Origin of the sequence: Actinopolyspora xinjiangensis, assembly GCF_900104475.1 — a bacterium.
Lineage (GTDB): Bacteria > Actinomycetota > Actinomycetes > Mycobacteriales > Pseudonocardiaceae > Actinopolyspora > Actinopolyspora xinjiangensis.
Window position 1 is genome coordinate 64,168 of record NZ_FNJR01000016.1, and the last position, 25,937, is coordinate 90,104.

A 25,937-nucleotide genomic window follows, 5' to 3' on the forward strand; every position below is an offset into this window, starting at 1 on the left:
GCGGGCGAACAACGGACCGCGAGCCCACGGTTCGCCCGCCGGCCCGCAACCACTTCGAGTCCCGACGCCGACGCCCGTGGCGCTGCCCGCCGAGGGCCCACCGGTGAGTTCCGGGCCTTCCGCGGCTGTTCCGCCCCGGAGGAACCACGGCGGCGCGCACAGAACAGGAGAGCAATGATGAGCGATGAGGCGACCGCTTTCGACTACGTCGTCGTGGGTGGCGGCAGTGGAGGTGCCGCACTCGCCGCACGACTGTCGGAGGATCCGGAGGTCACGGTGTGCCTGCTGGAAGCGGGCCCCACCGACGAGGACAAGCGCGAGGTCCTGGAGCTGAAGCAGTGGATGTCGCTGTTGGAGTCCGGCTTCGACTGGGACTACCCGATCGAGCCGCAGGAGAGCGGCAACTCGTTCATGCGGCACGCACGGGCGAAGGTGCTCGGCGGCTGCTCCTCGCACAACTCCTGCATCGCCTTCTGGGCTCCGGCCGAGGACCTCGACGAGTGGGAGTCGATGGGTGCCACGGGCTGGGGCGCCGCGGACGTCTTCCCGCTGTACCGCAGGTTGGAGAACAACGAGTCGCCGGGAGAGCACCACGGCCACGAGGGGCCCGTGCGGCTACGCAACGTCCCGCCGCACGACCCCTGCGGCAGTGCGCTGCTGCGGGCCTGTGAGCAGACCGGCATCCCGATCACGGAGTTCAACTCCGGCCGGACGGTCACCCACGGTGCCAACTGGTTCCAGATCAACGCCCGCGAGGACGGCACGCGGGCGTCCTCCTCGGTGTCGTACCTGCATCCGATCATGGGCAATCGCCCGAACCTGCACGTGCGTACCGACGCCAGGGCGAAGCAGGTGGTCTTCGACGGGAACCGCGCCACCGGCGTGGACTACCTGGCCCCCGACGGCCTCCGAACCAAGCGGGTCACCGCCCGCCGGGAGGTCGTGCTGAGCTCCGGGGCCATCGACACCCCGAAACTGCTGATGCTGTCCGGTATCGGTCCGGCCGAGCACCTGCGTTCGGTCGGGGTGGACGTGCTGGTCGACTCACCCGGAGTGGGGTCCAATCTGCAGGACCACCCCGAGGGAGTCATCGGCTGGGACGCGGCCAAACCCATGGTGCGGGACTCCACCCAGTGGTGGGAGATCGGCATCTTCACGACCACCGAGCCCGGGCTGGACCGGCCCGACCTGATGTTCCACTTCGGTTCGGTGCCGTTCGACATGCACACCGTGCGCCAGGGCTACCCCAGCACCGAGAACGGGTTCTGCCTGACGCCGAACGTGACGCGGAGTCGCTCGGTGGGAACGGTGCGGCTGCGCAGCAGGGACTTCCGGGACAAGCCGGCCGTGGACCCCCGGTACTTCACGGATCCGCACGACATCCGGGTGATGACTCACGGCATCAAGCTGGCACGCGAGATCGTGGGACAGCCCGCGATGCGCGAGTGGGCGGGGGCCGAGCTGCACCCCGGCCCGGACGTGCGCTCCGACGACGAGATCGCCGACTATCTCCGTGCCACGCACAACACGGTGTACCACCCGGCGGCCTCGGTTCCGATGGGGGACGACCCGAACGCGCCGTTGGACGCCCGGCTGCGGGTGAAGGGCGTGCACGGTCTGCGGGTGGCCGACGCGTCGGCGATGCCCTTCCTGGTGGCGGTCAACCCGAACATCACCACCATGGCGATCGGCGAGAAATGTTCCGACATGCTCAAGGAGGACGCCGCCTGACGCCACTTCCGGTCCGACCGGAAACGAAACTGGAGGGCTTTCCGCGGAAAGCCCTCCAGTTTTTTCGTGTCAGCTGATGTCAGTGGTGGTCAGCACAGGGTTGGGGGACGGATAGCAACTAGTGGGGACGTCGATGCTTCCGAGAATCGAGGAGACCTGTGCGTTGAACGTGAGTCCCGGATTGTCGTAGCTGTCACCGTAGAGGTGGGTCTCGATCGCACCGGAATCGCCCGCCTGCAGCGTGGCGGTCACGGTGGGCAGCTCGAACTCCGCCCCACCGGAAATCGGCCCGGAAACGTGCAGCGTGGCGATCCCGTCGCTGACGTCGATCGTGGGTGCCGGACTGCCGAGGTTGGAGCCACCGCTCTGGGTGGTCGAGACGTGGGTGGAGTTCTCCGGGATCGGCAGCTTGAGGTCCAGGTCGCCGATCTGCTCCACTCCGAAACCGTTGACCTCCGTGGGCACGGTGTTGACGGCCGGATCGATGACGATCTGGAACTGCTCGCCCGGAGCGACACTGGCCGGAGCCGTGACCTCCGAATCCTGCTGGTAGCTGAATTCCTGCGCGCCGAGCGGGGACTCGCCGGAGCACTCGAAGTTGTGCGAGAAGCTTTCCGCAGCGGCGGGCTGGGCGAAAGCCACCACGGGGGCGATGGCGAAAGCAGCCGCCGCCAATAAGCGCGCTCCGCCCGAACGAATCGACGTTGCCATTGGTACCACCTCGAAAATTGTTGTCGAACACGTGGATTCCGTCTGGAATACCGCGCGGCAACCAAAGTATCTACCGACCAGTAGGCCTTTTCGTCAATAACGCTTCCCACATCCATCGAAAGACAGATCCGAAACAAAATACGACTCGTGATAACCCCAAAGAAAAGATTTCGCCGAAAAACAGCAGTAACCCGCCGAGCGGAGTCACACTTTCAGCGGATAGTCAACACGCACAGTTCACATACTCCGCCATTCGAGGGATCTTCGTTTTTCCCCCGTTCGCGTGTGATCCACGTTACCGAGACATCGGATGAGGCCACGTTCCGAAGTCGCTACCCTCGACACGACGGAACACTTCGTTGAGGCTGCGCTCTGGTCAGCATACCGGCTAGTCGGTATGCTCCGCACCATGCGGACGGAACCCGCCATAACCACCGTGGTCTTCGACTACGGCGGAGTGCTGACCACACCGGGACGGACTGCCGTCGAGTCCTGGACACGCGCCGAGGGGATCCGGCCGGAGAGCTTCTCCGCCGTCCTGAAGGAGTGGGTCGGGCACGACGCCCCGGAGAACACCCCGATCCACCGGCTCGAGACGGGCGAGCTTCCCCTGGAGGAGTTCGACAGGATACTCGCCGAGCGACTGCGGCGGCATGACGGACGTCCGGTCGCGGCCGAGGGCCTGCTCTCCCGGATGTTCTCGTTCATGCAACCGGACGAGGAGATGATGCGGCTGGTCACGACGCTGCGCCGCTCGGGCAGGCGAACGGGCCTGCTGTCCAACAGCTGGGGCAACAGCTATCCGTGGCGACGACTGAGCGGAATGTTCGACCACGTGGTCGTCTCGGGCGAGATCGGTATGCGCAAACCGGACCCCAGGATCTATCGACTGACGCTGGAACGACTGGAGGTGGCACCCGAGCGGGCACTGTTCGTCGACGACGTCAGGGCCAACGTCGCCACCGCCGAGGAGCTCGGCATGCGCACGATCCTGCACCGGGACGCGACAAGCACCCGCGCCCGGCTCACCGAGCTCGTCCCCGACCTCGACAACGCCGACCAACAGGAGTGAGCATGGCCGACGGCACGACAGCACAGCCACCGCCGGGGCTGGACCTCGACCGGCTGCGCGCCTACCTGGAGCGGGAACACCCCGGCCTGGTCGACGGCGAACTGTCCGGAGAGCTGATCCAGGGCGGACGCTCCAACCTCACCTACGTGATCGGCGACGGTACACGGCGCTGGGTGCTGCGGCGCCCACCACTGGGACACGTGCTGGCCACCGCGCACGACATGAGCCGCGAGTACCGGGTGCTCAGCGCGCTGGCCGACACCGACGTACCGGTGCCGCGCACCTACCTGCTCTGCGAGGACGAGCAGGTGCTCGGCGCGCCGTTCTTCATCATGGACCTGGTCGCCGGTACGGCCTACCGCAGTGAGGAGCAGACCCGGGAGCTGAGCACCGAACAGCGCCGGGACCTGGCGATGCGACTGGTCGAAGTCCTGGCGCGGCTGCACGCGGTGGACCCCGACTCGGTCGGACTCGGCGACTTCGGCAAGCCCGACGGCTTCCTGGAGCGTCAGCTCCGCCGCTGGAGCAAACAGCTGGCCGCCTCACAGCAGCGGGAACTGCGCGGGGTCACCGAACTGCGGGACCGACTGGCCGCGGGAGTACCCACGAACGGCAGGGTCGCGATCGTGCACGGTGACTACAGGTTGGACAACGTGCTGGTCGACCAGAACTGCGACATTCGGGCGGTGCTGGACTGGGAGATGGCCACGCTCGGTGATCCACTCACCGACCTGGGACTGCTGGTCGTCTACTGGGAGGGCTTCAGCGGAATAGCGGACAACCCCGTCGCCAAGGGGGTGGGACCGGAATTCGGCTTCCCCGGTGCGCGCGAGATGTTGCGGCACTACGCCGAGCTCAACCGGATCGACACCTCCGAACTCGACTGGTACGTGGCTTTCGGGTTCTTCAAGATCGCGGTGATCCTGGAGGGAATCCACTACCGGTTCACGCAGAACCAGACCGTCGGCGAAGGCTTCGAACACGTCGGAGCACTGGTCGAACCGTTGATCGAGCAGGGACTCGCGAACATTCCGGAGAAATGAATGGATTTCACTTTTGATGAGCGGACCGAGAGCCTCCGCTCGGAGATCAATTCCTTCATGGACAGCCACATTCACCCGGCCGAGGAGGAATTCGAGCGGCAGACGAGCGGGAGCGACGACCCCTGGTCGGTGCCACCGGTCGTCGAGGACCTCAAGCGGGAGGCACGTAGCCGCGGCCTCTGGAACCTGTTCCTGCCCGGCGACCACGGTGCCGGACTGACCAATCTGCAGTACGCCCCGCTCGCCGAGATCACGGGGCGTAGCCCGCACCTGGCCCCGCCCGCCATGAACTGTGCGGCTCCGGACACGGGAAACATGGAAGTACTCGCCATGTTCGGCGACCAACGGCAGCGCGAGGAGTGGTTGGAACCGCTGCTGCGCGGCGAGATCCGCTCCGCGTTCTGCATGACCGAACCCGACGTCGCCTCCTCGGACGCGAACAACATCGCCACTCGCATCCGCAGGGAGGGCGACGAGTACGTCATCACCGGACGCAAGTGGTGGTCGTCCGGGGCGATGAACCCGAACTGCCGCGTGCTGATCGTCATGGGCAAGACGGACCCGGAGGCCGAGCGGCACCGGCAGCAGAGCATGATCCTCGTTCCGGTGGACACTCCGGGAGTCCAGATCCGGCGCGGCATGCACGTGTTCGGCTACACCGACGGTGACCACGGCGGCCACGCCGAGATCGACTTCAACGAGGTCCGAGTCCCGGCGGCCAACATCATCTCCGGGGAGGGCGAGGGCTTCGCCATCGCCCAGGCCAGGTTGGGGCCGGGACGCATCCACCACTGCATGCGGGCCATCGGCATGGCCGAGCGCGCACTGGAGCTGATGTGCCGTCGGGTCACCGATCGCGAGGCGTTCGGACGTCCGCTGGCCGACCAGGGCGTGGTCCAGCACTGGATCGCCGAGGCCCGGGTGCGGATCGAGTCGGTCCGCCTGCTGGTGCTGAAAACGGCCTGGTTGATGGACACCGTCGGCAACCAAGGTGCGCACACCGAGATCCAAGCGATCAAGGTGGCCGTACCGGAGATGGCGACCACCGTGATCGACCGTGCCATTCAGGCGCACGGGGGTGCCGGGGTCAGCCAGGACACCCCGCTGGCCAACCTGTACGCGCACGCCAGGACGCTGCACCTGGTCGACGGCCCGGACGAGGTGCACCGCCGCTCGCTGGCGCGCCGCGAACTCAAGCGGTACCGGTGACCGATCACGTCCCTCTCGAAACACGCTCCCGACGGAGAGCACCCCGACGCGGGGAACGCGGCGGCACCGCGTGTGGCCGTGCCGTCGTGCCCGCCGGAACCACAGCAGGAAACGATCAGGAGGAGCCGAACATGCCCGTGTTCAGCAGTGCCGAGGAACTGCACGCCGCCAACGGCACCGATCTCGGAAGCAGCCAGTGGTGGACGGTCACCCAGGAGATGATCGACAAGTTCGCCGAGGCGACGGGGGATCACCAGTGGATCCATGTCGATTCCGAACGGGCGGCGGCCGGCCCGTTCGGAACCACGATCGCACACGGTTTCCTGACTCTGAGCATGCTCAGCGCGCTCAACGCCGAGATCTACGGTGTGCGGGGAGCTCGCATGGTGATCAACTACGGATTGAACAAGGTTCGTTTCCCGAGTCCGGTCAAGGTGAACAGCCGCGTGCGCGCGCACTCCCGCCTCGCCGACGTCGCCGAATCCGGTGACGCGCTGCAACTCACCATGAGCACCACGGTGGAGATAGACGGCGAGGAGAAACCGGCCTGCGTCGCCGAGGTGCTCTCTCGCGTGATGTTCTGATCACCCGTCCGAGGCCCCGGTGGTCCCCACTGGGAACCGGGACGGTGCCGGGGCGGTCCCCGGCACGGACGACCAGCGCCCCGGACGGCTTCCGCCCCTGGGGGTGGAAGCCGTCCGGCCGGGAACGGTCCCGGTCGGAGCGCTCACGCGTTGACGTAGACCACCCTCCCGACGGTGTGCCCGTCGGCGACTCGTTGGGTGGCCCCGGGCAGTTCCGAGAGGGCGACTCGCTCGCTGACCAGTGGCGACACTCCCCCCGTGTCCGCCATCCGGCACAGCTCGTCGTGGGCCCGGCGGACGGCAGCGGGGTCACGCTCGTTGTAGAGCCCCCAGTGCAGCCCCACGATCGAGTAGTTCTTGATCAACGCGTGGTTCAGTCCCGGGGTGGGGATGGTGCCACCGGCGAACCCGACGATCAGGATGCGCCCCTCGAAGGCGACGCACTTGGTGGAGCGCTCGTAGGTCTCACCGCCGACCGGATCGTAGATCACGTCGGCCCCTCTTCCACCGGTCCTCTCCTTGACCACGCTCACGAAGTCCTCGGTGTGCCGGTCCACGACCACGTCGGCCCCGAGCTCGCGGGCCACCTCGGCCTTCTCCGGGCCTCCTACGACGCCGATCACGGTGGCTCCGGCCGCCTTTCCGAGCTGTATCGCGGCGCTGCCCACGCCACCGGAGGCGGCGTGCACGAGCAGCGTCTCCCCTTCCCGCAGCGCGGCACGTCGGTGCAGGCCGAACCATCCGGTCTGGTACCCGATGAACAACGAGGCGGCCTCGGCGTCGGAAAGGGCAGCGGGTGCGGGGAAGGTACGCGCGGCATCCATGAGGGCGTACTCGGCGAACCCGCCGGCGGGGACGGCACCGGCCCCGATGACCCGTTCACCCGTTCCCAGCCCAGTGACCCCGGAACCGACCTCGACGATCTCACCACAGAGCTCGACGCCCGGAGTGAAAGGCATCTCCGGTTTGACCTGGTACTGACCCCGACACATCAACGCGTCGGGAAAGTTGACCGGGCAGGCGGAGACCCGGACCAGCACCTGGTCGGGCCCCGGCTCCGGGGTGGGTGACTCGACGAGCTCGAGCACGTCGCGTGGATCGCCCAGCTCTGAGACTCTGAGTGACTGCACTGATCACACCTCCAGTGTTGCCCCCGGTCGGAAACGACCGGGAGGGATGGTCGGAACTCCTGGAACCGCCTGCGAAACGGTTCCAGGTGGACCGTCGTTCGACATCGAGCTCGCCCGCGGGCAGGGGCGCTGCCCGGCTGGAGCCGATGCGGGAGTCCTCGCGACGACGCGAAGCCACCGGTGGCGATACGGGCCGGGTGTCCTGAACGCACGGCCCCCACGCCGCGTGTCGGACGCCGCTGCCAGAACCGAGGCACCGACCGGTCGGTATGCCGCAGCCGTACTGCCACTTCCGGAAGCGGCCCCGGACTCAGGGTCGCAGTGCGTCCAGCAGCAGATCGGCGAACTGCTCGCCCACCTGCTGCCCACTCATCGGCCCGTCCCTGCGGTACCAGGTGCCCAGGTGGTGCACGGCGCCGAAGAAGAAATCCACCACGAGTTCGGGGGAACGGTCAGTGCGGAACACTCCGGCCCGTTGCCCCTCCTCGATCAGTTGCCTCACCCTTTCGTGATAGCGCCGGCGTTGCGCACGCACCTCGGCCTGCTTGTCCGGGTGCAGCAGGTGCATGGAGCGGAAGAAGATCACGGTGTCGTCCAGGTAAGCGACCGTGGTCACCACGACGTCCGCGGCCACCGCCCTGAGTCGCCGCTCGACGGATTCCGAGCTGTCCGCGGCCTGCTCCATCCGGGCCATCTGAACCCGCAGCACGCGAGCGTAGATCTCGTAGAGCAGGTCGTCCTTGGAGCCGAAGTAGTGGTACATGGCCCCCTTCGTGACGCCTGCCGCGTCCACGATCTGCTGCACCGAGGTCGTCTCGAAGCCCTGCTCGGCGAACAGCCGGGTGGCCGCGCTCAGCAACCGCTGCGGCACCGGCTCCTGACCGCTGCGTTCCGTTCGCTCGGCGGTGCCGCTTTCCTCGGTGAACGAGCTCGGTGCCATCTCTTCCTCCCATGACTGGTGCCACTCGGCACCCCAGGGTACCGACCGGTCGGTCCCCACTGCTCAACTCGACAGGCCCGTCGCGGGCGCGGCGGCTCCGGCCCGGCTCTCGGTTCCGGCCGCATGGGGGTTCACGCCCCGTCCCGTCCCCCGGGCCGGCCGAGCCCCGCTCCCGATGCCCCGTCGAAACCATCCGGGGTTCAGGACTGCTCGAGCTGGCCGCGCAGCGAACGCATCCCGGCCAACCAGCGGTCCGGATCACTCGCACGCTGTGCGTAGCGCTTGGCCACCTCTGGGTGCGGCAGGATCAGGAACTCACCACCCAGCGAATCGGCGACCATCTCCGCGACCTCCGCGGGCTCGACGGCATCGGCGTCGAGCAGTCGCCGACCGGTTCCGCCGCTGTTGGCGAGCATGCCGGTCCGCACTCCCTGCGGGCACAACGCCTGCACCGCGATTCCGCGATCGCCGTAGGTCACCGACAACCACTCGGCGAAGCCGAGGGAGGCGTGCTTGGTGACCGAGTAGGGCGCGGCACCGAGCATGGTGAGCAACCCCGCCGCCGAGACCGTGGCCAGAAAGTGTCCACCACCGGTCTCCAGCCAGTGCGGCAGCACCGCCCGCGCCGCCCGCACGTGCGACATGACGTTGAGCTGCCACGCCCGGTCCCAGTCCTCGTCCGGGGCTTCCGGACCACCGGCGGTGGCGACACCGGCGTTGGCGCAGAACAGATCTATCCTGCCGTGGGCCTCCAATGCCCCCTCGACGAGCTCACGCGCCCCCGAGTCGCTGGCGGCGTCGCCCGGCACGGCGGTGCCGCCGATCTCAGCGGCCACGTCTCGCGCCGCCTCGGCGTCGATGTCGTTGACGACCACGCTCGCGCCCCGCGAGGCGAACTCACGCCCCATGGAAGCGCCTATACCGTTACCCGCACCGGTGATCACGGCCACGGAGCCGGCGAGCCGCATGACGGACCTCCTGTCCCTGTTGTTACGAAACCGACTGGCGAGCGGGGCGCCGGCACCGGACGAGGTCCGGCACCGAGCACCCGGCGGCGGCGACACGAACGGCCACCGTCACCTCGCCTCACGTCCGTCGGCGGACTCACATCCCTCCGGTGAGTGACACCCCGCCGTCCAGGGTCAGGATCTGGCCGGTGACCCAGGAAGCCTCGTCCGAGAGCAGATAGGCGGCGGCCCCGGCGATGTCGGAGGGAACCCCCAACCTGCGCATCGGGTACTGCCCCGCCACCTCGTCCTCGTTGTCCTGGTAGAGCGCGGTGGCGAACTGCGTTTTGACCACGGCGGGGGCGACCGCGTTCACCCGCACCCCCGGACCGAGTTCGACGGCCAGTTCACGGGTGATGTGGCTGAGCATCGCCTTGGTGGCTCCGTAGTAACCGATCCCGGGAGCCGGGTTCGACCCCGCCAGCGAGGTGACGTTGAGCACCGCTCCGCCGTTGGTCGACATCCACTCGCGGTGGACCAGCTGCGTCCACGCCAACGAGGCCAGCACGTTGACCTCGAAGGTCTTGCGGGCTATGCCGTGGTCGAGTTCGATCAGCGGTCCGTAAGCGGGATTGATGCCGGTGTTGTTGACCAGCATGTCCACTCGCCCGAAGGTCTCCAGGGTGCGGCTGACCGCATCGGCCTGGTGCTCGGCGTCGTCGGCCTTGCCCGCCACGGCGAGCGCGTGCTCGGCGCCCCCGAGACTCTCGACCGCCTCTTCCAGGGATTCGGGCTTGCGGGCGGTGAGGCACACCTTCGCCCCCTCCGACACCAACCGCTGCGCGATGCCGAAACCGATTCCCCTACTGGCTCCGGTGACGATCGCCACTCGACCGTCGAACCGCTTGCTCATGCGTTTCCTCTCCGTTGTCGTTCGTCGTTCAGCCACGCGCCTCGTCCCGAAGCCGCCGCCGGAGGATCTTGCCGGTGGCGGTCTTGGGCAGCTCTTCGAGCAGTTCCACCTCGCGCGGGTACTTGTAGGCCGCCAACCGCTGCTTACAGTGTTCGGCGAGTTCCTCGGCCGTCGCGGTTCGCCCGGGAACCAGGCTGACGTAGGCCCGGACCGTCTCACCCCGGTAGGAGTCGGGCACTCCCACCACGGCCGCTTCCCGGACGGAAGGGTGGGAGTAGAGCACGTCCTCGACCTCTCTCGGCCAGATCTTGAACCCGGAAGCGTTGATCATGTCCTTCTTCCGGTCGACGACGTAGAACCAGCCCTGTTCGTCCATGAACCCCACGTCCCCGGTGTGCAGTCTGCCCTCCGGCAGCGCCACCTCGGTCTGCTCCGGCCGGTTCCAGTAGGAAGGCACCACCATCGGTCCCTCCACGACGATCTCGCCTACCGACCGCACCGGGAGATCCACTCCGTCGTCGTCCACCACGCGCAGGACGCAGTTGAACGTCGGGACACCGACGCTGATCGTTCCGGTCTCCTCGTCCACCGGTGCCTCCAGGTGTGGTGGCACGGAGGTCGCCGTGGCCGTGGTCTCGGTGAGCCCGTAGCCGTTGCGGATGTAGAGGCCGAACTCCGCGCGGAAGCGCTCGACCATGGCCGAAGGCAGCGGCGCACCACCCGCGTAGACCTGTTCGAACGACCGGAAGTCGTCGGCGCTGACCTCGGGGTGGTTCATCAGCGCCGTGTAGGCCGTGGACGGGCCGATCATGTACCGCGGCCGCCACCGGCGCAGGGCCCGCAGCACCACCGACGGCTCGAATCGGTAGACGAGGTCGAGACGGCCTCCCAGCGCCAGCACCGCGCCGAACTGACACACCAGGCCGGTTATGTGGAACAGCGGTGCCAGGGCGATCATACCGCTGCCCTCTTCGCTTCCCGCGCGCCGCGTGAACGCCTGTGTGTTGAAGCTGAGGTTGCGGTGGGTGTTCGTCGCTCCCTTCGGGGCGCCGCCGGTTCCCGAAGTGTAGGTCAGCAGTGCTATGTCGTCCGGGTGCACCCGGATGGCCGGTGGTGTGGCCGTACGCCGGGCGGCCGCCGTTTCCAGGAGGTCGTCGGTCTCCTCCGGGCGGTCGCGCTCCAGCGAACACAGCGGGGTTCCCTCGTGTTCGGCGGCCAGGTCCAGCTCACTGGTGGTGAGCGCGACCGTGACGCCGTTGGCGGAGGCCACTTCCCCCAGCACGTCGTGCCACCCCCGCTCCGAGGAGACCACGGCGACGGGTTGGGCGTCTCCCAGGACGGTGGTCAGTTCGTGGGAGCGGTACATGGGATTGAGCGGAACCACGATGCCACCCAGCTTCCAGCCGGCCAGCACGGCGACGGCGAACTGGGGAACGTTCTGCAGGTACACCGCGAGGCGGTCTCCGCCACCGAACCCCTTGTCGACGAGGTGGTGGGCCACGCCGTTGGCGAGCTCGTCCAGCTCACGATAAGTGATCTCGGTGCCGAAGTAGGTCAGCGCGACCCGCTCGGGAAACCGCGAACGAGTGTCCGCCAGGACGGACAGCATGTCCTCGTACGGCGGCGTGATGTCGGCGGGCTCGTTCTCGGCGTAGCGATCCAGCCAGGGGCGTTGGTCATAGACACTGGACATGAACACACCTCCGCAAGACCGACCAGTCGGTACGCCCAGTAGACTGATTACACCCGCCCACGTCAACCCACCCCCGGAACTCGGCGGAAAACCGAACGACTCTTGACGAGATCCATTGGTCTAGTCCAACTTCGGTTACTCGACCCGCAACGCCGGAGGTTCCGATGCACATCCGCCGCATCACCGCCGCCATAGCCGCGATCGCCGTCCCCCTGACCATGGGCGTGGGCCCGGTCGCGGCGGCACCCGACAACGGAGAGAACGAAACCCGCCCGAGCACCACCGCCGGCAGCGCCGCGTTGCCCGAACACCAGCTGACCGGCTACTGGCAGAACTTCGTCAACAACGCCGAGCCGCTGCGCGTGAACGATGTCCCGGACAACTACGACCTGGTCGCGCTCGCGTTCGCGCAGTCGGACGCTACCCGGCCGGGCGCCGTGAAGTTCAACGTCGATCCGGAACTCTCCGCGGCACTGGGCGGTTACTCCGACGCGGAGCTCAAGGCCGACATCGCCGCGAAGCAGAGCCAGGGCACCGATTTCGTGATGTCCATCGGCGGCGCCAAGGGTTCGCTGAACCTGAGCACCGAGCGACGTGTGAACAACTTCGTGGACTCGATGACCGCGATCATCGAGGACTACGGCCTGAACGGCCTCGACATCGACCTGGAACACAGTTTCGACACCGCCGGACTCACCAGCGCCGTACGTCAGCTCCGGGCCCACTTCGGTCAGGACTTCCTGCTGACCATGGCGCCGCAGACGTTGTACGTACAGCCAGGCGGCTCGTACATGCAACTGATCGACAACCTCAGCGACATCATCACCACGGTGCACACCCAGTACTACAACTCGGGTTCGATGCTCGGTTGTGACCAGCGGGTCTACAGCCAGGGATCGGTGGACTTCATCACCGCCCAGGCGTGCATCCTGCTGGACAAGCTCCGCCCCGACCAGGTCGCACTGGGACTGCCCGCGTCCCCCTCCGCAGCGGGCAGTGGCCACGTCGCGCCCTCGGTGGTGACCGACGCCCTGGACTGCCTGGCCTCGGCGACCAACTGCGGCAGGTTCACCCCCGAGCGACCCCACCCGTCGATCAGCGGCGTGATGACCTGGTCGATCAACTGGGACGTCAGCAACGGCACCGCCTTCTCCGACACGGTCGGCGCACACCTGGACACCCTGCCCTGACCTTCGCGGCGGACGCGGGCCCGTGAAGGCGATATCCGCCCAGACACACCGGCGCGACCGAGCCCGGCACGGGCCCGTGGCCACGGAACAGCGACCGCACGACCGCCATCCGCTCGAAGCGGGTTCGCGATCCCTCCAACACATTCCCGGACACGGTGTCCCGCTGAAAGTGGACGACCCGAAGCCGCGATCGGTGGAAAGTCGTCCACTTTTCTGCGCCTTTTCGAGGATTGATTACACAAAGCGATATATTAACTACTGAATGTGATTCTTCTGGTAACCCGCACGCTGGCGCACACAATCTCGCGCTCAGCGGTTAAGCTGGGACCATGACAGTCGCGCTGGAGACCGTGCTCGCCAGAGCCGGTTTGAAGGTGACCGCGCACGAATTCCTCGTACTGGTCGAGGACGCGGCCAAGAGGCTCACGCCGCCGGAGGCTGACCCCAGCGCGCACTTCGACGAATCGGAACAGGCCGCGCTCACCGAAACCGGCCTGGACCTGTCACCCCTGGACGAGCGGGAGACCGACCCCCGGGCCCGCGCGGTGGCGGAGCAGACCGTGCTGCGCGACACCGCGCTGTCGGTGGGGCAGGCCGCGGAACTCGTAGGAGTGGACAGCAGCCGCATCAGGCACCGCGTGGCCTCCAGGAGGCTGATCGGCTGGAAGGACCGCGGGGGCTGGCGACTGCCTGCCTGGCAGTTCACCGAGGACGACGTACTACCCGGGCTGGAAACGGTGCTGGCCGCCATGCCGAGTGATCAACCCGCCCTGGTCCTGGCCAACTTCATGACCACTCCGCAGGAGGACCTGGAACTGGGCGACCGCCCCGTGAGCCCGCGTGACTGGCTCATGGCGCGCGGCAACCCGCAGCGGGTCGCCGAACTGGCCTCGGTCATCGGAACTCCCGCCTAGTCGCCGACGGACACAGGACCACGAATGGCTCGGCTACCACAGCCGCCCGCCCCCGCGGTGCTGCAGGCGATACTTCGCCGTACCGAGGACGTCGTCGCGCTTCCCGCCGGTACCCGCCTCGTGCGAATCTTCGCTTCGGGCGGTAATCACCCACAGCAGTGGAACAGTTTCCGCTACGCCGGTCCGCTGCCGCACGCGAGGTTCGATCCGCACCCACCGACCCCGCAGGGTGGACCCACCGTCACGCGGGAGCACGGTGTGCTGTACTTCTCGCTGGCGGTGCAGACCTGTATCGCCGAGGTATTCCAAGCTACGTCCACAGTAGACCGCAGAACCCGGGCTCCACAGCTGGTGATATTCCGGCCACGTCGGACGGTCCGGCTGCTCGACCTCTCCGGACTGTGGCCGACCAGGGCCGGCGCCTCCCAAGCGATCAGTAACGGGACCAAGGAACGCACCCAGTCCTGGGCCCGCTCCATCCGGGCGGCCTACCCGGAGCTGGACGGGCTCTGGTACCGGTCCTCGATGGACGCGGGCCAACCATCGGTGTGCCTGTGGGACCCACCGGCCGCGACGGTGCTGCCGGAGGCCCCCGACCTGTTGCTGCCGCTGGAGCACTCCGGCCTCGACCTGCCGCTCGGACGCGTGTGCGGGGAGCTCGGCTACACTTTGCTGAGCTAGAACGTCGGCGCCGGCTGTTCACCGGACCGCATCACTCACGTACCGCGCACACCTAGCGGCGACAAGTCCCGGAAACCGGCGAGCCCTGGCCGGCGGGTCCCACGGGGCGCGTTCACCGACGACCCGCCCGCCAAAACGCGCGAACCACGCCGGGAGCACTCAGCTCGTCCCGGCGTTCTCCGTGTTCACGGCATCCCGCTGCTGCCGCCGGGACTTGAGCAGACTGGCCACGGCGGTTACGAACAGCACGAAGGCGATCACACCGAGGGACAGGAAGTTGCCTATCTCGAACCAATGGGGGATCAGCGCGTACTCGTGCAGCGCGTGCACGACCAACTTGAACCCGATGAACGCCAGGATCACCGAGAGCCCGACGGACAGGTAGACCAGCCTGTCCACGAGATCGCCGAGCAGGAAGTACAGCTGGCGCAGCCCCATCAACGCGAAGGCGTTGGCGGCGAACACCAGGAAGGGCTCCTGCGTGATCCCGAAGATCGCGGGAATCGAGTCCACGGCGAACATGACATCGGCGCTGCCGATCGCCACGATCACGATGAACATCGGTGTCAACCAGCGCTTGCCCTCGACCTTGACCGACATCCTGGTGCCGTGGAACTGTTCGGTAACCGGGTAGGCCTTGCGAACCCACCGCACGACCGCGTTCTCCGCCTCCTCGCTCTCCCCCTTGTCGCGGAGCATGCTGATCGCCGTCCAGAGCAGAAAGGCGCCGAAGACGAAGAACACCCACACGAAGCGGGAGATCAACTGAGCACCGATGGCGATGAACAGACCTCGGAACAGCAGTGCGAGCACGATGCCGATGAGCAGCACCCGGTGCTGGTGGATCGAGGGGACCGCGAAACTGGACATGATCACCATGAAGATGAACAGATTGTCCACACTCAGCGAGTACTCCACCACGTAACCCGTGAAGTACTCGACCGCGAAGTGATCGCCCCCGAACCACCACACTCCCAGGCCGAACAGGATCGCGCAGGCGACGTAGAAGACCACCCACCGCGCTGCCTCACCGGCCTTGACCTCGTGGGGCTTGCGATCCACGATCACCAGGTCCAGCAACAACAGCACGGCCAGCCCGCCCAGGGTCGCCAGCCACACCCACCAGGGAACACCGAGAGTGTCCTGCTGACTCCGCTGCGTCGCTTCCGTCAGCACGTTCGTTCCGACGCGCATCGATCACCTCCGGTACAGGGCTGATGCCGGGGACCGGAGGTCTCTCCCACCGACTGAGCCGGCCGACGGCACCGGGAACGAGCGGCCGGACCAGCCGGAGATCGATCCGTGATGACGACACCGTCGCGACAGGAATACTCCCCTCCACAACCTCGTGAATTGTCACCCACGCCCGAAAACGGACGCCATCCGGGGTGCCACGGCGGTCAGCCGGAAGACGACAGGCGACGCATCGACACCAACTGTGGCCAAAGTCACCACCGAGTGGTTGAATGAGGGCGCTGGCACGAGGATGTCCCGAGGCGGGAGACGATCCGCCTAGCGGGTCGCGCGACGCTCGTGCCGATGCCCACCGCGGCAGTGGGAGGAGGTGCCGCTTCCTCGGGGGTTCGTCCCCCGGTGAACGGCTCGTCCCGTCACCGGAACGTCCCGGCGACGGCCCGTGTGGAATATTCCCATCGCGATGCGATTGCGTCCCGATATCCGATTCATAGCTTCTTTCGCTCGTAGCCGATCGAGCTGCCCCGCGAAACGATCCGTTGCCCTAGAGTCACCCGCGTGTTCCCGTCCCGCCGGTATGTCCCGAACTTCGCGCTGCTGCCGATCCTGCTGGTCGCCCTGATCGTGGCAGCCACCGCGATGTGGTTCTCCGAACAGGATCCGGCCGACAGCCCTCCCCGGGTCGACACCCGGGACGCGCGCATCGACGTGCTGGACGGACCGGGACAGCGGAAACGGGTCCAACTCGACCTGAGGCTCTTCGTCCCCGAACGCACCCCCGCCCCGGCAGTGGTGCTGGCGCACGGCTTCGACGGAGACAAGACCGAACTCGCGGTACCGGCGCGGCGGCTGGCCGCGCGCGGCTTCACCGTGCTGACCTACTCGGCCCGGGGCTTCGGCCACAGCACCGGCAGGGTCGCGCTGAACGCACCGGACTACGAAGTGACCGACGCCCGCCGAATACTGGACTGGCTCGCCCGCCAACCCGAGGTCACCACCCAGGGCCAGGACGACCCGCTCGTCGGGGTCGGCGGAGTCTCCTACGGCGGCGCCCTGAGCATGTTGCTGGCGGGCAACGACGACCGAGTCGACGCGATCGCCCCGCTGACGACCTACAACGACCTGCGCACGGCGATGCTTCCCAATGACGCCTCCACCGAGCCGATCTCGACCACCACAGCCGCGCGGGGCGGTGACGCGGACCGGGGAGTGTTCCGCCGGGCGTGGGCACGCTCACTGTTCCGGATGGCCACCCGCCCGCAGGTAGAGCGGAACACCTCGTCGAAACCGGACACCTCGTCGACCGCACCGCCCCCGCCCGAGGAGCCCCCAGACACAGGTGATCAGTCATTGACCTGCGGAAACCTCACCATCAGGGTGTGCCGAGCCTACACCGAACTGGCCCGAACCGGGCAGGCCGGACAAGAGACGCTCGACCTACTCGAAGCGGCATCCCCCAGCAGCGTGACGAGTAACATCGACATCCCCACCCTGCTGGTACAGCGTCAGCGCGGCACGCTGTTCGGCCTGGAACAGGCCGACGCGAACGCACGGCAGATCAACGAGGCGGGCGGCACGGTGCGAATGCTCTGGCTGGAGGGCGGTGACCGCGAAGAGCTGCCAGCTTCCGTCTGGGGAAAGGTGGCGGACTGGTTCTCCCACTACCTGCACGACTCCGATTCCCCCCGCCCACCCGCTCCGGACATCGGATTCGAGTACCAACTGGTCGACCGGCTCGCCTCGGAACGTTCCCCACCGACGACTTGGCGGGCCGACGGATATCCGGGCCTGGAGGCGGGTGAGGTGGCTCGCTTCGAGCTCCCGTTGCGGGGCTCCCCCACCAGTGTGATCAATCCGCCGGGTAACGGCGCGGACACCACCAGCTCCTCCGGGAACACCGCCGCCGGAGAGCGAGCGGTCGGAACCGTCGAGGCGCCCCGAAGCCCTCGGCTCAGCAGGCAAGGAACCAGCTCGGCCCAGGTCGCGGTGTTCGAAACCGCACAGGTCGAACGCGCCACGCGGATCACCGGACTACCGAGGACCCGACTCTCGGTGGCCTCGGTTCCCGGACAGCCTGGCGATTCCCAGGCCGTGTTGTTCGCCAGGCTGCTCGACGTCGGCCCCGACGGTTCCCGCGCTCCTGTCGGTGACGGAAGCTCACCGCTCCGGGTGACTCGGTTGCCCGAGGACGGAACAGCGGTTCAGGTGGACGTCGCCCTCCCCGCCACGATGCACACCCTCCAGCCAGGACACCGACTGGAGCTGCGGGTGAGCACCACCGACGGCGCCTACGCCGGCCCCCGTGACACCGCGGTTCATCGGGTCGCCCTGGCCGGCGGGAAAAGCGTCTCGCTGCCTTCGGTCTCGGCCTCTCCGGTCGAGGAGACCTCGGTTCCGCTGGGTGCGCTGATCGGTATCGCGGCGTTCGTGGTGTTGCTCGTGGTGGCCGGAGTGCTGGCGATCCGGTTCGAGCGGTCACGGCGAAAACCACCGACCCCGGAACTCGCCGACCTCCCGCTCGCGGTGGAGGACGTGAGCAAGTCCTATCCCGGCCGCCCGGACGCGATACACGACCTGTCACTGCGGGTCGAGACCGGTCAGGTAGTCGGGCTGCTCGGACCGAACGGCGCGGGCAAGACCAGCCTGCTCCGCATGGTGCTCGGCATGACCAGAGCCGACACGGGCCGCATTCACCTGTTCGGTCACCTGGTGGCACCCAGCGCGCCCGTGCTGTCACGCGTGGGCGGCCTCGTGGAGTCGCCGGGCCTGCTGCCGCATCTGACGGGTCTGGAGAACCTGCGCAGCTACTGGCGAGCGACCGGCAGGCCGATGGAGCAGGCACGACTGGACGAAGTGGTGCGGATAGCCGCACTGGGTTCGGCGGCCGACCGCAAGGTGCGTACTTACGGCCCGGGCATGCGGCAGCGGGTGGCCCTGGCCCAGGCCATGCTGGGGCTGCCGGATCTGCTCGTGCTCGACGAGCCGATGAACGCGTTGGACCCCGCGCACACGCAACGGATGCGCGAGGTGATCCGGGAGTACGCGAGGACCGGGCGCACCGTCCTGCTGTCGAGCCACCTGCTCAGCGAGGTCGAGCAGACCTGTACACACGTGATCGTGATGCGCGAAGGACGCCGGGTGGCGGGCGGAACGGTGGACGAGATCACCGCGGGGGAATCGCTGATCGCCTTCCACGTCGATCAGCCGGACCTCGCCGCACGGACCCTGCGCTGTCTGGAGGGGATCGGCAGCGTGCGGACCGTGGGTGAGGTGGTCTACGCCGAGCTCGCCGGGCACTCGACGGCGACGGCGGTCAACGTACTGGTCGCCTCCGACATCTCCATCAAGCGCGTGGGCCCTCACCGCAAGCTCGAGGACGCGTTTCTGGAACTGGTCGGAGAGGACCACTGATGCAGCACGAGCGGGACCACTCGACCGAACGTGCCGTTGAACTGGCCACACCCACGAAGCGAACCGCCGACGGCAGCGCGCCGGGTTACCGTGCCAACCGCACCCTGCCGCTGAACGTGGAGCTCCGCAGGCAACTGGCACGCGGCCGCAGCAAGTTGGTGCTGGGGTGCCTGGTAGCGCTGCCGCTGCTGCTGATCGGCACCTTCGCCCTGAGCGATGACGAGCCCTCCTCGGCCCCACCCACGGACTACGGTGATCTGGCCACCACCACCGGACCGAACTTCGCGGTGTTCACACTGCTGCTGTGCACGCCCCTGCTGCTGGTGCTGCTCGTGGCACTGTTCTTCGGCGACGCGATCGCGGGCGAGTCCTCCTGGGCGAGCCTTCGTTACCTGGTCGCCATCCCGGTTCCCAGACATCGGCTGTTGCGGCAGAAAGGGCTGGTCGCCGGCCTGCTTTCCTGCCTGAGCCTGCTCGTGCTCACCGGTGCGGCGCTGGCGCTGGGCACTCTCTGGTACGGCGGCGGCGGGCTGCGGACGCCGCACGAGGGAGTGCTGCACCCTCCGTGGAACGTACTGGTTCTGCTGGCGATCTGCGGCTACCTGGCGATTCACCTGACCTGGGTGGCCAGCCTGGCGCTGCTGTTCAGCGTGATGACCGACAACCCGCTGGCAGCGGTGGGCGCGACGCTGGGAGTCTCGATCCTCTCGCAGATCCTGGACGAGATCCCCCGCCTGGACCGATTCCGCATCCTACTCCCCAGTCACCACGCCACCGCGTGGACGGACCTGCTGGACACCCACGTGGACTGGACCGACATGGCGAGCGGCACGCTGTCCGCCACCGCCTACGCGGCGGTGTTCGTCACCGCCGCGCTGGTGCGATTCCACAGGGCCGACATCACCGGCTGATCCCATCGGATCGTCGAAAATCCCGGTCGCGGCGTCGTCCGCACGGTGTGCGGAAGCCGTCCCGCTCCCCTTGCCCGGTGACTGACCGGCGCTGGAGTGGGCCGAGGAACGTCCGCCGGGAGCGGGGAACTCCGGTCAGTGGTGTGTGACGTCCTCGTTCTCGGCCGCTCCCCAACCGTGCCAACGGTCCACGTCGATCCAGGCGCTGATTCGGGCACGGTCACGCACGTGGTACGGCCCTCCGGTGTAGTGCCGGGCGATCCGGTCGATGTCGGAGAGCCCGGGGTCGTCCAGCAGGGCGGTGACACGTCCCTGGAGGCTGACGTGGGTGTACCAGTTCTCGGAGGCGAGCACGGTCAACGAGACCCTCGGTTCGGCGCGCATGTACTCCAACCGCTTCCGGCCCTCGTCCATGTTGACGAGGATCCGGCCGTTGTCCAAGAGGTACCAGGTAGCCACCGACACCGGTTGGCCGTCGGGCCGCATCGTGGTTATCACCGAGGGGTTCGGGGCCGAAAGCAGTTTCATGACCCGCTCGGGAAACGGGGGCTTCGCCACGGACCGACACCTCGCTGCTCGAAGAGTTCCTGCGGTAGCACCGCCATCCTAGCGGGGTTTCCCCGTTCGGTCGGCTCGACACGGCGCTGCCGGTGCGGAGGGGAACACCGCCATCCGGGGGAGTGCCACGGCCGCGACCACCGGCCTTCCGGAGTAGTCTCGGCGGCGATGGAGATATTCCACCTGCGTTACTTTCTCGCGGTCGCGGAGAATCTCAGTTTCTCGCGTGCGGCGCGGCAGCTGCACATGGCCACCTCACCGCTGAGTCAGCGAATCCGCGACCTGGAGCGAGAGTTGGACGTGACGCTGTTCGAACGCGATTCGCACAACGTGGCGCTGACCGAGGCGGGAAACCAGCTGTTGCCGGTCGCCCAGGACGTGCTGAACCGGTTCGACGACATTCCCGGGCGGATGCGCCGCATGGTCGTCAACACCGTTCCCACGGTGTTCATCGGCATAGCGCCGGGACTGCACTCGTGGGTCCGCGAGCGGATCGGCGAGTTGGAGCGTCGCTGTGCGACCAGCCACAACGTCAAACGATGGCCCGCCAACACCGACAGCCTGGTGCGTTCGGTCCGCCGGGGTGAGCTCGACATGGCACTGGTGCACCTGCCGGTCCACGCGGTGGGGCTCGAGGTCCGGGAGGTGATGCGGGAACCGCTCGGCGCCGTGCTTCCCCGGAAGGAGTTCGGTGACCACACCAGTGTTTCGCTCGCGGAACTGGCCGACTATTCCTACGTGGTTCCGGCTCCGGATACCGCACCGGTGTATTTCGAACAGCTGGAAAGGCGATTGGACAAAGCCGGAATAAAGAAAAGAATTCACCTCAGTACGGGTGACTACTCGGGCATCGGAGAACTGGTCGGCAACGGTTCGGCTTTCGCCATTTCCATGCTCGACCCGGAGAGCAGTATGCACAAGTACCGCACGGGAGAGCAGATCGTCCTCCCGTTCGAGGACTTCTCCCCTGCCCTGTCCACCGGCCTGGTGTGGCGTTGTGACCGGGATGAACGGGACTCCGGGCTATACGAAGCGCTCGAGGCCGCCAGGAAAGTCCTCCCCGACGAGAACTGTTCCGAAACCGCGGGACGACAGAAAGCGACACGCTGACCCTTTCCGGACATTCGACCACGAAAGGCGTGACCACAGCGGTCACGCCATTTTTCGCGAATTGATCGCGCGAATCGTTTGAAACCGAACCAGTACGCTCGTACTGTCGCTAGTGAGGTTAAGTAATTTCCCTGCTCTACAGGAGCATTCATGTGGCAGACGACCGCTCACGAGGCGGGAACCAACGAGAATGTCACCCCCGGGCCGCTGCACGGTGTCCGGATAGTCGACATGTCCACCGTCGTGATGGGACCGTACGCGGCACAGATACTGGGAGATCTCGGTGCCGACGTCGTCAGGATCGAGTCGCCGCGGGACAGCGCGCGGCTCGGTACGACCTACCGCTCGCCGGGGATGACCCCGCTGTACCTCAACGTCAACCGGAACAAGCGCAGCGTCGAGCTCGACCTCAAGGACGAGGAGGGACGTCGGCGCGCTCTCGAACTGATCGACGGGGCCGACCTGCTGATCACCAACATGCGGGCCGGTGCGCTGCGACGGCTGGGGATGGACTACGAATCGCTCGCGGAGCGGAACCCGGCCCTGGTCTACGCCCACGCCCAGGGATTCCGCCCGGACTCCGACAGAGCCGAGCTCGCCGCCTACGACGAGACGGTGCAGGCGGCCTCCGGCATGATCGACATGGCCCACCGCGCCGACGACCTCGGCGTACCAGCCGTGCTGCCCAGCATCCTCGCGGACAAGATCACCGCGCTGACCATCGCCTACTCGACGACGGCGGCACTGCTGCACCAGCGCGCCACCGGTGAGGGCCAGCGGGTGGAGGTCCCGATGGCCGACACCCTGATCTCGTTCAACATGGTCGAGCACTTGCAGGGCCACACCTTCGATCCGCCACTCGGCCCCACCGGCTTCCCGAACTCCCTCAACGAGGGGCACCGGGCACGCCCCAGCAGGGACGGATTCGTCATGATCATCCCGTACACCCCGCAGAACTTCCGAGACCTCTTCGCGGCCGCCGGACGCCCCGACCTGGCCGAGGACCCGCGAGTGAACGGGGAGTTCATCGACGTGCGCCGGGACGGGCCCGATCTGGCCGCGCTGATCGAATCGGTGACCCCCGAACTGAGCACCTCGGAATGGATCGAGGTGGGCACCAAGCACAGCATCCCGGTGGCGCCGGTGCTGCGCATGGAGGAGGCCACCGCGGACCCCTACGTGCGGGAGGGGCACCTGCTGGACGTGGCTTACCACCCGACAGAGGGAAGCTACCGGCAGATCGGCGTGCCGACGACGTTCTCCCGTACCCCGGCGTCGATCCGCAGGCACGCTCCCCGTCCCGGCCAGCACACCGCCGAGGTACTCGGCGGTTCTCGGCCGTCGACTGATTCCGAGGAGTGATCATGACACCAGGAGAACCTCCCGTGGTGCGTACCGACATCCACGAACGCACCCTCGTTATGACCATCGACCGCCCCGGAGCCCGCAACGCGGTCGACTCCCGGGTGGCCCGCGAACTCGCGGACGCCGTTCGGCGCCTGGAGGAGGACCCGGGACTGCGCGTCGGCATCCTCACCGGAGCCGAGGGCGTGTTCAGCGCGGGCATGGACCTCAAGGCAGCGGCCAACGGCGACTCGGTCGAGGTCGAAGGAGCGGGCTTCGCGGGGCTCACCGAGCGGGAACCGGGCAAGCCGCTGATCGCGGCGGTCGAAGGATACGCGATGGGCGGCGGCTTCGAGATGGCCCTGGCCTGCGACCTCGTCGTGGCGGGCACGAACGCGAAGTTCGCCCTTCCCGAGGTCAAGCGCGGGCTGATCGCGGGCGGCGGCGGTGCCGCGCGCCTGCCGAGCAGGATTCCCTACCACCTGGCCATGGAACTGATACTGACCGGCGACCCGATCACGGCGGAACGCGCGGCCGAACTCGGGCTGGTCAACCGGGTGACGACGGACGGGGCTGCCGAGCAGGAAGCACTCGACCTGGCGGCGCGGCTGGCCGAGAACGCACCCCTGGCCGTGTCCGCCGCCAAGCGGATCTCCCGCCTGGCGGCGGACGAGTCCGAGCGGCGGGCCCTCGAAGCACAACGCGGGGAGATCCGCGAGCTGCTGCGGTCCGAGGACTTCGCAGAAGGGGCCAGCGCGTTCGCGGAACGCCGGGCACCGAGCTGGTCCGCACGGTGAGGAGGACGAGATGCGCGCCGAACAAGTGCGCCAGGCACTGACCACACCGCTGACCAACCCGGCCTTCGCGGCCACCGTCCCCAGGTTCACCGACCGGGAGTACCTCAACATCGTCTACCGCACCGATCCCGAGGCACTGCGTGCCGTCGTACCGGAGCCCCTGGAGATCGAGGAGCCGCTGGTGCGCTTCGAGATCATGCGGATGAACGAGGTCACCTCGTTCGGACCCTACACCGAGGCGGGGCAGGCGATACCCGTGCGGTTCGGTGACGAGCACGGTGAGTACCTGCACGCCATGTACCTGGACAACTTCCCGGCCACCGCTTCGGGACGCGAACTCAGTGCCTACCCCAAGGTGCTGGCCGCACCACGGCTGCGCACCGAGCACGCTGCTCTGGTGGGCACGCTGGATTACGGTAACGAGCGAGTGGCCACGGCCACCATGGGATACAAGCACCACGCGCTGCCGGTCGAGCAGGCCACGCGACAGATCACGGTCCCCACCTACATGCTGGACATCCTGCCTGGCCGTGATCGCGAACCACGAGTGTGCGAGCTGGTCCGGACCGAGATCACCGATATCACAGTCACCCAGGCGTGGACCGCACCGGCGCGGTTGCAGCTCTTCGAACACGCACTGGCACCACTGGCCGACCTGCCGGTGCGGGAGGTGGTCTCGGCCAGTCACATCCTCGCCGACCTGACGTTGGGACCCGCTGTACCGGTCCACGACTACCTGGCTTCGGCGTGACCCGCGGAAAGGAGTGGATCATGACAGAACACGGCGATCACCGCTTCGAAACCGCGGCGGTGCTGGGCGCCGGAACCATCGGGCTGGCTTGGGCCGGGTTGTTCGCCGCTCACGGCATGCGGGTACGGCTCTCCGACCCCAGGTCGGACCTGCGGCACACGCTCGACGAAACCCTTCCTCTACTCACCCACGGTCTACCCGGTGAACCGGATCCGGCGCTGCTGCGGGAACGCATCGAGCTCGGCGACGACACGGCCTGGGCGGTGTCGGGAGCTGACCTGGTGCAGGAGAACGGTCCCGAACGGCTGGAGTTCAAGCGGGAACTGTTCGCAGCGGCAGCCCGGGCCGCGCCGGAGCACGCGGTACTGGCCTCCTCGAGCTCCGGCCTGCTGCCGTCCAGCATGGCCGAGCCGCTTCCGGAGGATGCGGCGGCACGACTCCTGGTCGCCCACCCGTTCAACCCGCCGCACGTAGTGCCGCTGGTCGAGCTGGTGCCGGGTGAGCGCACCTCGGAGGAGGTCGTCGACACCGCGCTCGGGTTCTACACCGAGCTGGGCAAAACGCCGGTGCGGCTGCACCGGGAAGTGCCCGGCTTCGTCGCCAACCGACTGCAGAGCGCGGTGATGGCCGAATCGTTCGGTCTCGTCCTCCGCGGTGTGATCGGCGTCGAGGAACTGGACACGGTCATGAAGAACTCGCTCGGCGGCCGGTGGGCGACGGTGGGACCGTTCGAGAGCTTCCATCTCGGCGGAGGCGGCGAGGGCATTCGGCACATGATCGAGCACCTGGGCAGGGGCATGGCCGAACGCTGGAAGGACCTCAGCGCCCCGGAACTCACCGAGAACGCGGTCGAGACCCTGGTGCGGCAGACGGAGAGCGCCTACGGAACCGGCACCGAGGCCTACCTGGCCAGGAGCCGGGCGAGGGACGACAAACAACTCGCGGTGAACGAAGCGGTGCGCGACGCCGGGACGGCGGATCGGACCGCTCGGAGAGGCACGAGCTCCACTCTCGGTTCCGACCACTCGCAGGAGTGACCCCCGACCGGGAGCCGCTCGCAACACCACCCACGAGAACCATCACAGTAGGAGACGGGTGATCAC

23 protein-coding genes are annotated in these 25,937 nt (G+C 67.5%); 15 read left to right on the forward strand and 8 right to left on the reverse strand.

The genetic code is table 11. The features are described from left to right. The first annotated feature begins 177 nt into the window (after nt 1-177). Complete coding sequence (locus BLQ75_RS20535) at nt 178-1,731, forward strand: GMC family oxidoreductase (RefSeq protein WP_092604352.1); 1,554 nt, start codon at nt 178-180, stop codon at nt 1,729-1,731. 69 nt (nt 1,732-1,800) lie between these two features. On the opposite strand, the gene BLQ75_RS20540 is transcribed toward BLQ75_RS20535, so the two are convergent. Next, nucleotides 1,801-2,442 (reverse strand): cyclase, encoded by a 642-nt coding sequence (locus BLQ75_RS20540; RefSeq protein WP_170837601.1) that lies wholly within the window; start codon nt 2,440-2,442, stop codon nt 1,801-1,803. A gap of 409 nt (nt 2,443-2,851) precedes the next feature. Between BLQ75_RS20540 and BLQ75_RS20545 the strand changes: the two genes are divergently transcribed. The 4 genes from BLQ75_RS20545 (at nt 2,852) to BLQ75_RS20560 (ending at nt 6,350) form a co-directional block, all read left to right on the forward strand. Beyond that, nucleotides 2,852-3,514, forward strand: a complete 663-nt coding sequence (locus BLQ75_RS20545; RefSeq protein ID WP_092604353.1) for an HAD family hydrolase — start codon at nt 2,852-2,854, stop codon at nt 3,512-3,514. Nucleotides 3,515-3,516: 2 nt separating this feature from the next. Continuing rightward, on the forward strand, nt 3,517-4,557 hold the full coding sequence (locus BLQ75_RS20550; protein WP_092604316.1) for a phosphotransferase family protein: 1,041 nt from the start codon (nt 3,517-3,519) through the stop codon (nt 4,555-4,557). Then, complete coding sequence (locus BLQ75_RS20555) at nt 4,558-5,766, forward strand: acyl-CoA dehydrogenase family protein (protein WP_092604317.1); 1,209 nt, start codon at nt 4,558-4,560, stop codon at nt 5,764-5,766. Between the two features lie 131 nt (nt 5,767-5,897). Next, nucleotides 5,898-6,350: a MaoC family dehydratase gene (locus BLQ75_RS20560; RefSeq protein ID WP_092604318.1), complete on the forward strand. Its 453-nt coding sequence runs from the start codon at nt 5,898-5,900 to the stop codon at nt 6,348-6,350. A 143-nt stretch (nt 6,351-6,493) separates the two neighbouring features. On the opposite strand, the gene BLQ75_RS20565 is transcribed toward BLQ75_RS20560, so the two are convergent. From BLQ75_RS20565 to BLQ75_RS20585, 5 genes are all read right to left on the reverse strand, one after another. Next, nucleotides 6,494-7,480 carry an NADPH:quinone oxidoreductase family protein gene (locus tag BLQ75_RS20565; RefSeq protein ID WP_092604319.1) on the reverse strand — a complete coding sequence of 329 codons (987 nt, stop codon included), beginning with the start codon at nt 7,478-7,480 and terminating at the stop codon, nt 6,494-6,496. Nucleotides 7,481-7,790: 310 nt separating this feature from the next. Further along, nucleotides 7,791-8,420 (reverse strand): TetR/AcrR family transcriptional regulator, encoded by a 630-nt coding sequence (locus BLQ75_RS20570; RefSeq protein WP_244515800.1) that lies wholly within the window; start codon nt 8,418-8,420, stop codon nt 7,791-7,793. A gap of 200 nt (nt 8,421-8,620) precedes the next feature. Next, on the reverse strand, nt 8,621-9,388 hold the full coding sequence (locus BLQ75_RS20575; protein WP_092604320.1) for an SDR family oxidoreductase: 768 nt from the start codon (nt 9,386-9,388) through the stop codon (nt 8,621-8,623). Between the two features lie 136 nt (nt 9,389-9,524). Continuing rightward, nucleotides 9,525-10,280 (reverse strand): SDR family oxidoreductase, encoded by a 756-nt coding sequence (locus BLQ75_RS20580; protein WP_092604321.1) that lies wholly within the window; start codon nt 10,278-10,280, stop codon nt 9,525-9,527. A 28-nt stretch (nt 10,281-10,308) separates the two neighbouring features. Then, nucleotides 10,309-11,973: a class I adenylate-forming enzyme family protein gene (locus BLQ75_RS20585; RefSeq protein WP_092604322.1), complete on the reverse strand. Its 1,665-nt coding sequence runs from the start codon at nt 11,971-11,973 to the stop codon at nt 10,309-10,311. Between the two features lie 164 nt (nt 11,974-12,137). Here BLQ75_RS20585 and BLQ75_RS20590 point away from each other — a divergent pair, with 164 nt between their 5' ends. From BLQ75_RS20590 to BLQ75_RS20600, 3 genes are all read left to right on the forward strand, one after another. Next, on the forward strand, nt 12,138-13,163 hold the full coding sequence (locus tag BLQ75_RS20590) for a chitinase (RefSeq protein WP_092604323.1): 1,026 nt from the start codon (nt 12,138-12,140) through the stop codon (nt 13,161-13,163). A 329-nt stretch (nt 13,164-13,492) separates the two neighbouring features. Continuing rightward, nucleotides 13,493-14,077: a DNA-binding protein gene (locus tag BLQ75_RS20595; protein ID WP_092604324.1), complete on the forward strand. Its 585-nt coding sequence runs from the start codon at nt 13,493-13,495 to the stop codon at nt 14,075-14,077. Nucleotides 14,078-14,101: 24 nt separating this feature from the next. After that, nucleotides 14,102-14,758, forward strand: a complete 657-nt coding sequence (locus BLQ75_RS20600) for an RES family NAD+ phosphorylase (RefSeq protein WP_170837602.1) — start codon at nt 14,102-14,104, stop codon at nt 14,756-14,758. 159 nt (nt 14,759-14,917) lie between these two features. Here the strand turns inward: BLQ75_RS20600 and BLQ75_RS20605 are convergent, their stop codons facing one another. Continuing rightward, nucleotides 14,918-15,952, reverse strand: a complete 1,035-nt coding sequence (locus tag BLQ75_RS20605) for a TerC family protein (protein ID WP_092604325.1) — start codon at nt 15,950-15,952, stop codon at nt 14,918-14,920. 558 nt (nt 15,953-16,510) lie between these two features. On the opposite strand from BLQ75_RS20605, the gene BLQ75_RS20610 reads away from it, so the two are divergent. Next, the gene (locus tag BLQ75_RS20610; RefSeq protein ID WP_244515802.1) at nt 16,511-19,363 is read left to right on the forward strand and encodes an alpha/beta fold hydrolase; all 2,853 of its coding nucleotides are present in this window, start codon (nt 16,511-16,513) and stop codon (nt 19,361-19,363) included. Further along, the gene (locus BLQ75_RS20615) at nt 19,363-20,274 is read left to right on the forward strand and encodes an ABC transporter permease subunit (RefSeq protein ID WP_092604326.1); all 912 of its coding nucleotides are present in this window, start codon (nt 19,363-19,365) and stop codon (nt 20,272-20,274) included. Before BLQ75_RS20610 ends, BLQ75_RS20615 begins: the two co-directional genes overlap by 1 nt. Before the next feature lie 135 nt (nt 20,275-20,409). Here the strand turns inward: BLQ75_RS20615 and BLQ75_RS20620 are convergent, their stop codons facing one another. After that, entirely contained in the window at nt 20,410-20,832 is a 423-nt protein-coding gene (locus tag BLQ75_RS20620; RefSeq protein ID WP_092604327.1) for a PPOX class F420-dependent oxidoreductase, read from the reverse strand. Nucleotides 20,833-21,000: 168 nt separating this feature from the next. Here BLQ75_RS20620 and BLQ75_RS20625 point away from each other — a divergent pair, with 168 nt between their 5' ends. The 5 genes from BLQ75_RS20625 (at nt 21,001) to BLQ75_RS20645 (ending at nt 25,871) form a co-directional block, all read left to right on the forward strand. Next, the gene (locus BLQ75_RS20625; RefSeq protein WP_092604328.1) at nt 21,001-21,942 is read left to right on the forward strand and encodes a LysR family transcriptional regulator; all 942 of its coding nucleotides are present in this window, start codon (nt 21,001-21,003) and stop codon (nt 21,940-21,942) included. A 150-nt stretch (nt 21,943-22,092) separates the two neighbouring features. Further along, complete coding sequence (locus tag BLQ75_RS20630) at nt 22,093-23,304, forward strand: CaiB/BaiF CoA transferase family protein (protein ID WP_092604329.1); 1,212 nt, start codon at nt 22,093-22,095, stop codon at nt 23,302-23,304. Nucleotides 23,305-23,306: 2 nt separating this feature from the next. Beyond that, on the forward strand, nt 23,307-24,083 hold the full coding sequence (locus tag BLQ75_RS20635) for a crotonase/enoyl-CoA hydratase family protein (protein WP_092604330.1): 777 nt from the start codon (nt 23,307-23,309) through the stop codon (nt 24,081-24,083). Nucleotides 24,084-24,093: 10 nt separating this feature from the next. Continuing rightward, the gene (locus BLQ75_RS20640; RefSeq protein WP_092604331.1) at nt 24,094-24,834 is read left to right on the forward strand and encodes an acetoacetate decarboxylase; all 741 of its coding nucleotides are present in this window, start codon (nt 24,094-24,096) and stop codon (nt 24,832-24,834) included. A 20-nt stretch (nt 24,835-24,854) separates the two neighbouring features. Continuing rightward, nucleotides 24,855-25,871, forward strand: coding sequence for a 3-hydroxyacyl-CoA dehydrogenase NAD-binding domain-containing protein (locus tag BLQ75_RS20645; RefSeq protein WP_170837603.1), 1,017 nt, complete (start codon nt 24,855-24,857; stop codon nt 25,869-25,871). The last annotated feature ends 66 nt before the right edge of the window (nt 25,872-25,937 follow it).

Coding starts and splice junctions, on each gene's coding strand:
- BLQ75_RS20535 (WP_092604352.1), top strand. CDS start 178: ATGAGCGATGAGGCGACCGCTTTCGACTACGTCGTCGTGGGTGGCGGC.
- BLQ75_RS20540 (WP_170837601.1), bottom strand. CDS start 2,442: ATGGCAACGTCGATTCGTTCGGGCGGAGCGCGCTTATTGGCGGCGGCT.
- BLQ75_RS20545 (WP_092604353.1), top strand. CDS start 2,852: ATGCGGACGGAACCCGCCATAACCACCGTGGTCTTCGACTACGGCGGA.
- BLQ75_RS20550 (WP_092604316.1), top strand. CDS start 3,517: ATGGCCGACGGCACGACAGCACAGCCACCGCCGGGGCTGGACCTCGAC.
- BLQ75_RS20555 (WP_092604317.1), top strand. CDS start 4,558: ATGGATTTCACTTTTGATGAGCGGACCGAGAGCCTCCGCTCGGAGATC.
- BLQ75_RS20560 (WP_092604318.1), top strand. CDS start 5,898: ATGCCCGTGTTCAGCAGTGCCGAGGAACTGCACGCCGCCAACGGCACC.
- BLQ75_RS20570 (WP_244515800.1), bottom strand. CDS start 8,420: ATGGCACCGAGCTCGTTCACCGAGGAAAGCGGCACCGCCGAGCGAACG.
- BLQ75_RS20575 (WP_092604320.1), bottom strand. CDS start 9,388: ATGCGGCTCGCCGGCTCCGTGGCCGTGATCACCGGTGCGGGTAACGGT.
- BLQ75_RS20580 (WP_092604321.1), bottom strand. CDS start 10,280: ATGAGCAAGCGGTTCGACGGTCGAGTGGCGATCGTCACCGGAGCCAGT.
- BLQ75_RS20585 (WP_092604322.1), bottom strand. CDS start 11,973: ATGTCCAGTGTCTATGACCAACGCCCCTGGCTGGATCGCTACGCCGAG.
- BLQ75_RS20590 (WP_092604323.1), top strand. CDS start 12,138: ATGCACATCCGCCGCATCACCGCCGCCATAGCCGCGATCGCCGTCCCC.
- BLQ75_RS20595 (WP_092604324.1), top strand. CDS start 13,493: ATGACAGTCGCGCTGGAGACCGTGCTCGCCAGAGCCGGTTTGAAGGTG.
- BLQ75_RS20600 (WP_170837602.1), top strand. CDS start 14,102: ATGGCTCGGCTACCACAGCCGCCCGCCCCCGCGGTGCTGCAGGCGATA.
- BLQ75_RS20605 (WP_092604325.1), bottom strand. CDS start 15,952: ATGCGCGTCGGAACGAACGTGCTGACGGAAGCGACGCAGCGGAGTCAG.
- BLQ75_RS20615 (WP_092604326.1), top strand. CDS start 19,363: ATGCAGCACGAGCGGGACCACTCGACCGAACGTGCCGTTGAACTGGCC.
- BLQ75_RS20625 (WP_092604328.1), top strand. CDS start 21,001: ATGGAGATATTCCACCTGCGTTACTTTCTCGCGGTCGCGGAGAATCTC.
- BLQ75_RS20630 (WP_092604329.1), top strand. CDS start 22,093: ATGTGGCAGACGACCGCTCACGAGGCGGGAACCAACGAGAATGTCACC.
- BLQ75_RS20635 (WP_092604330.1), top strand. CDS start 23,307: ATGACACCAGGAGAACCTCCCGTGGTGCGTACCGACATCCACGAACGC.
- BLQ75_RS20640 (WP_092604331.1), top strand. CDS start 24,094: ATGCGCGCCGAACAAGTGCGCCAGGCACTGACCACACCGCTGACCAAC.
- BLQ75_RS20645 (WP_170837603.1), top strand. CDS start 24,855: ATGACAGAACACGGCGATCACCGCTTCGAAACCGCGGCGGTGCTGGGC.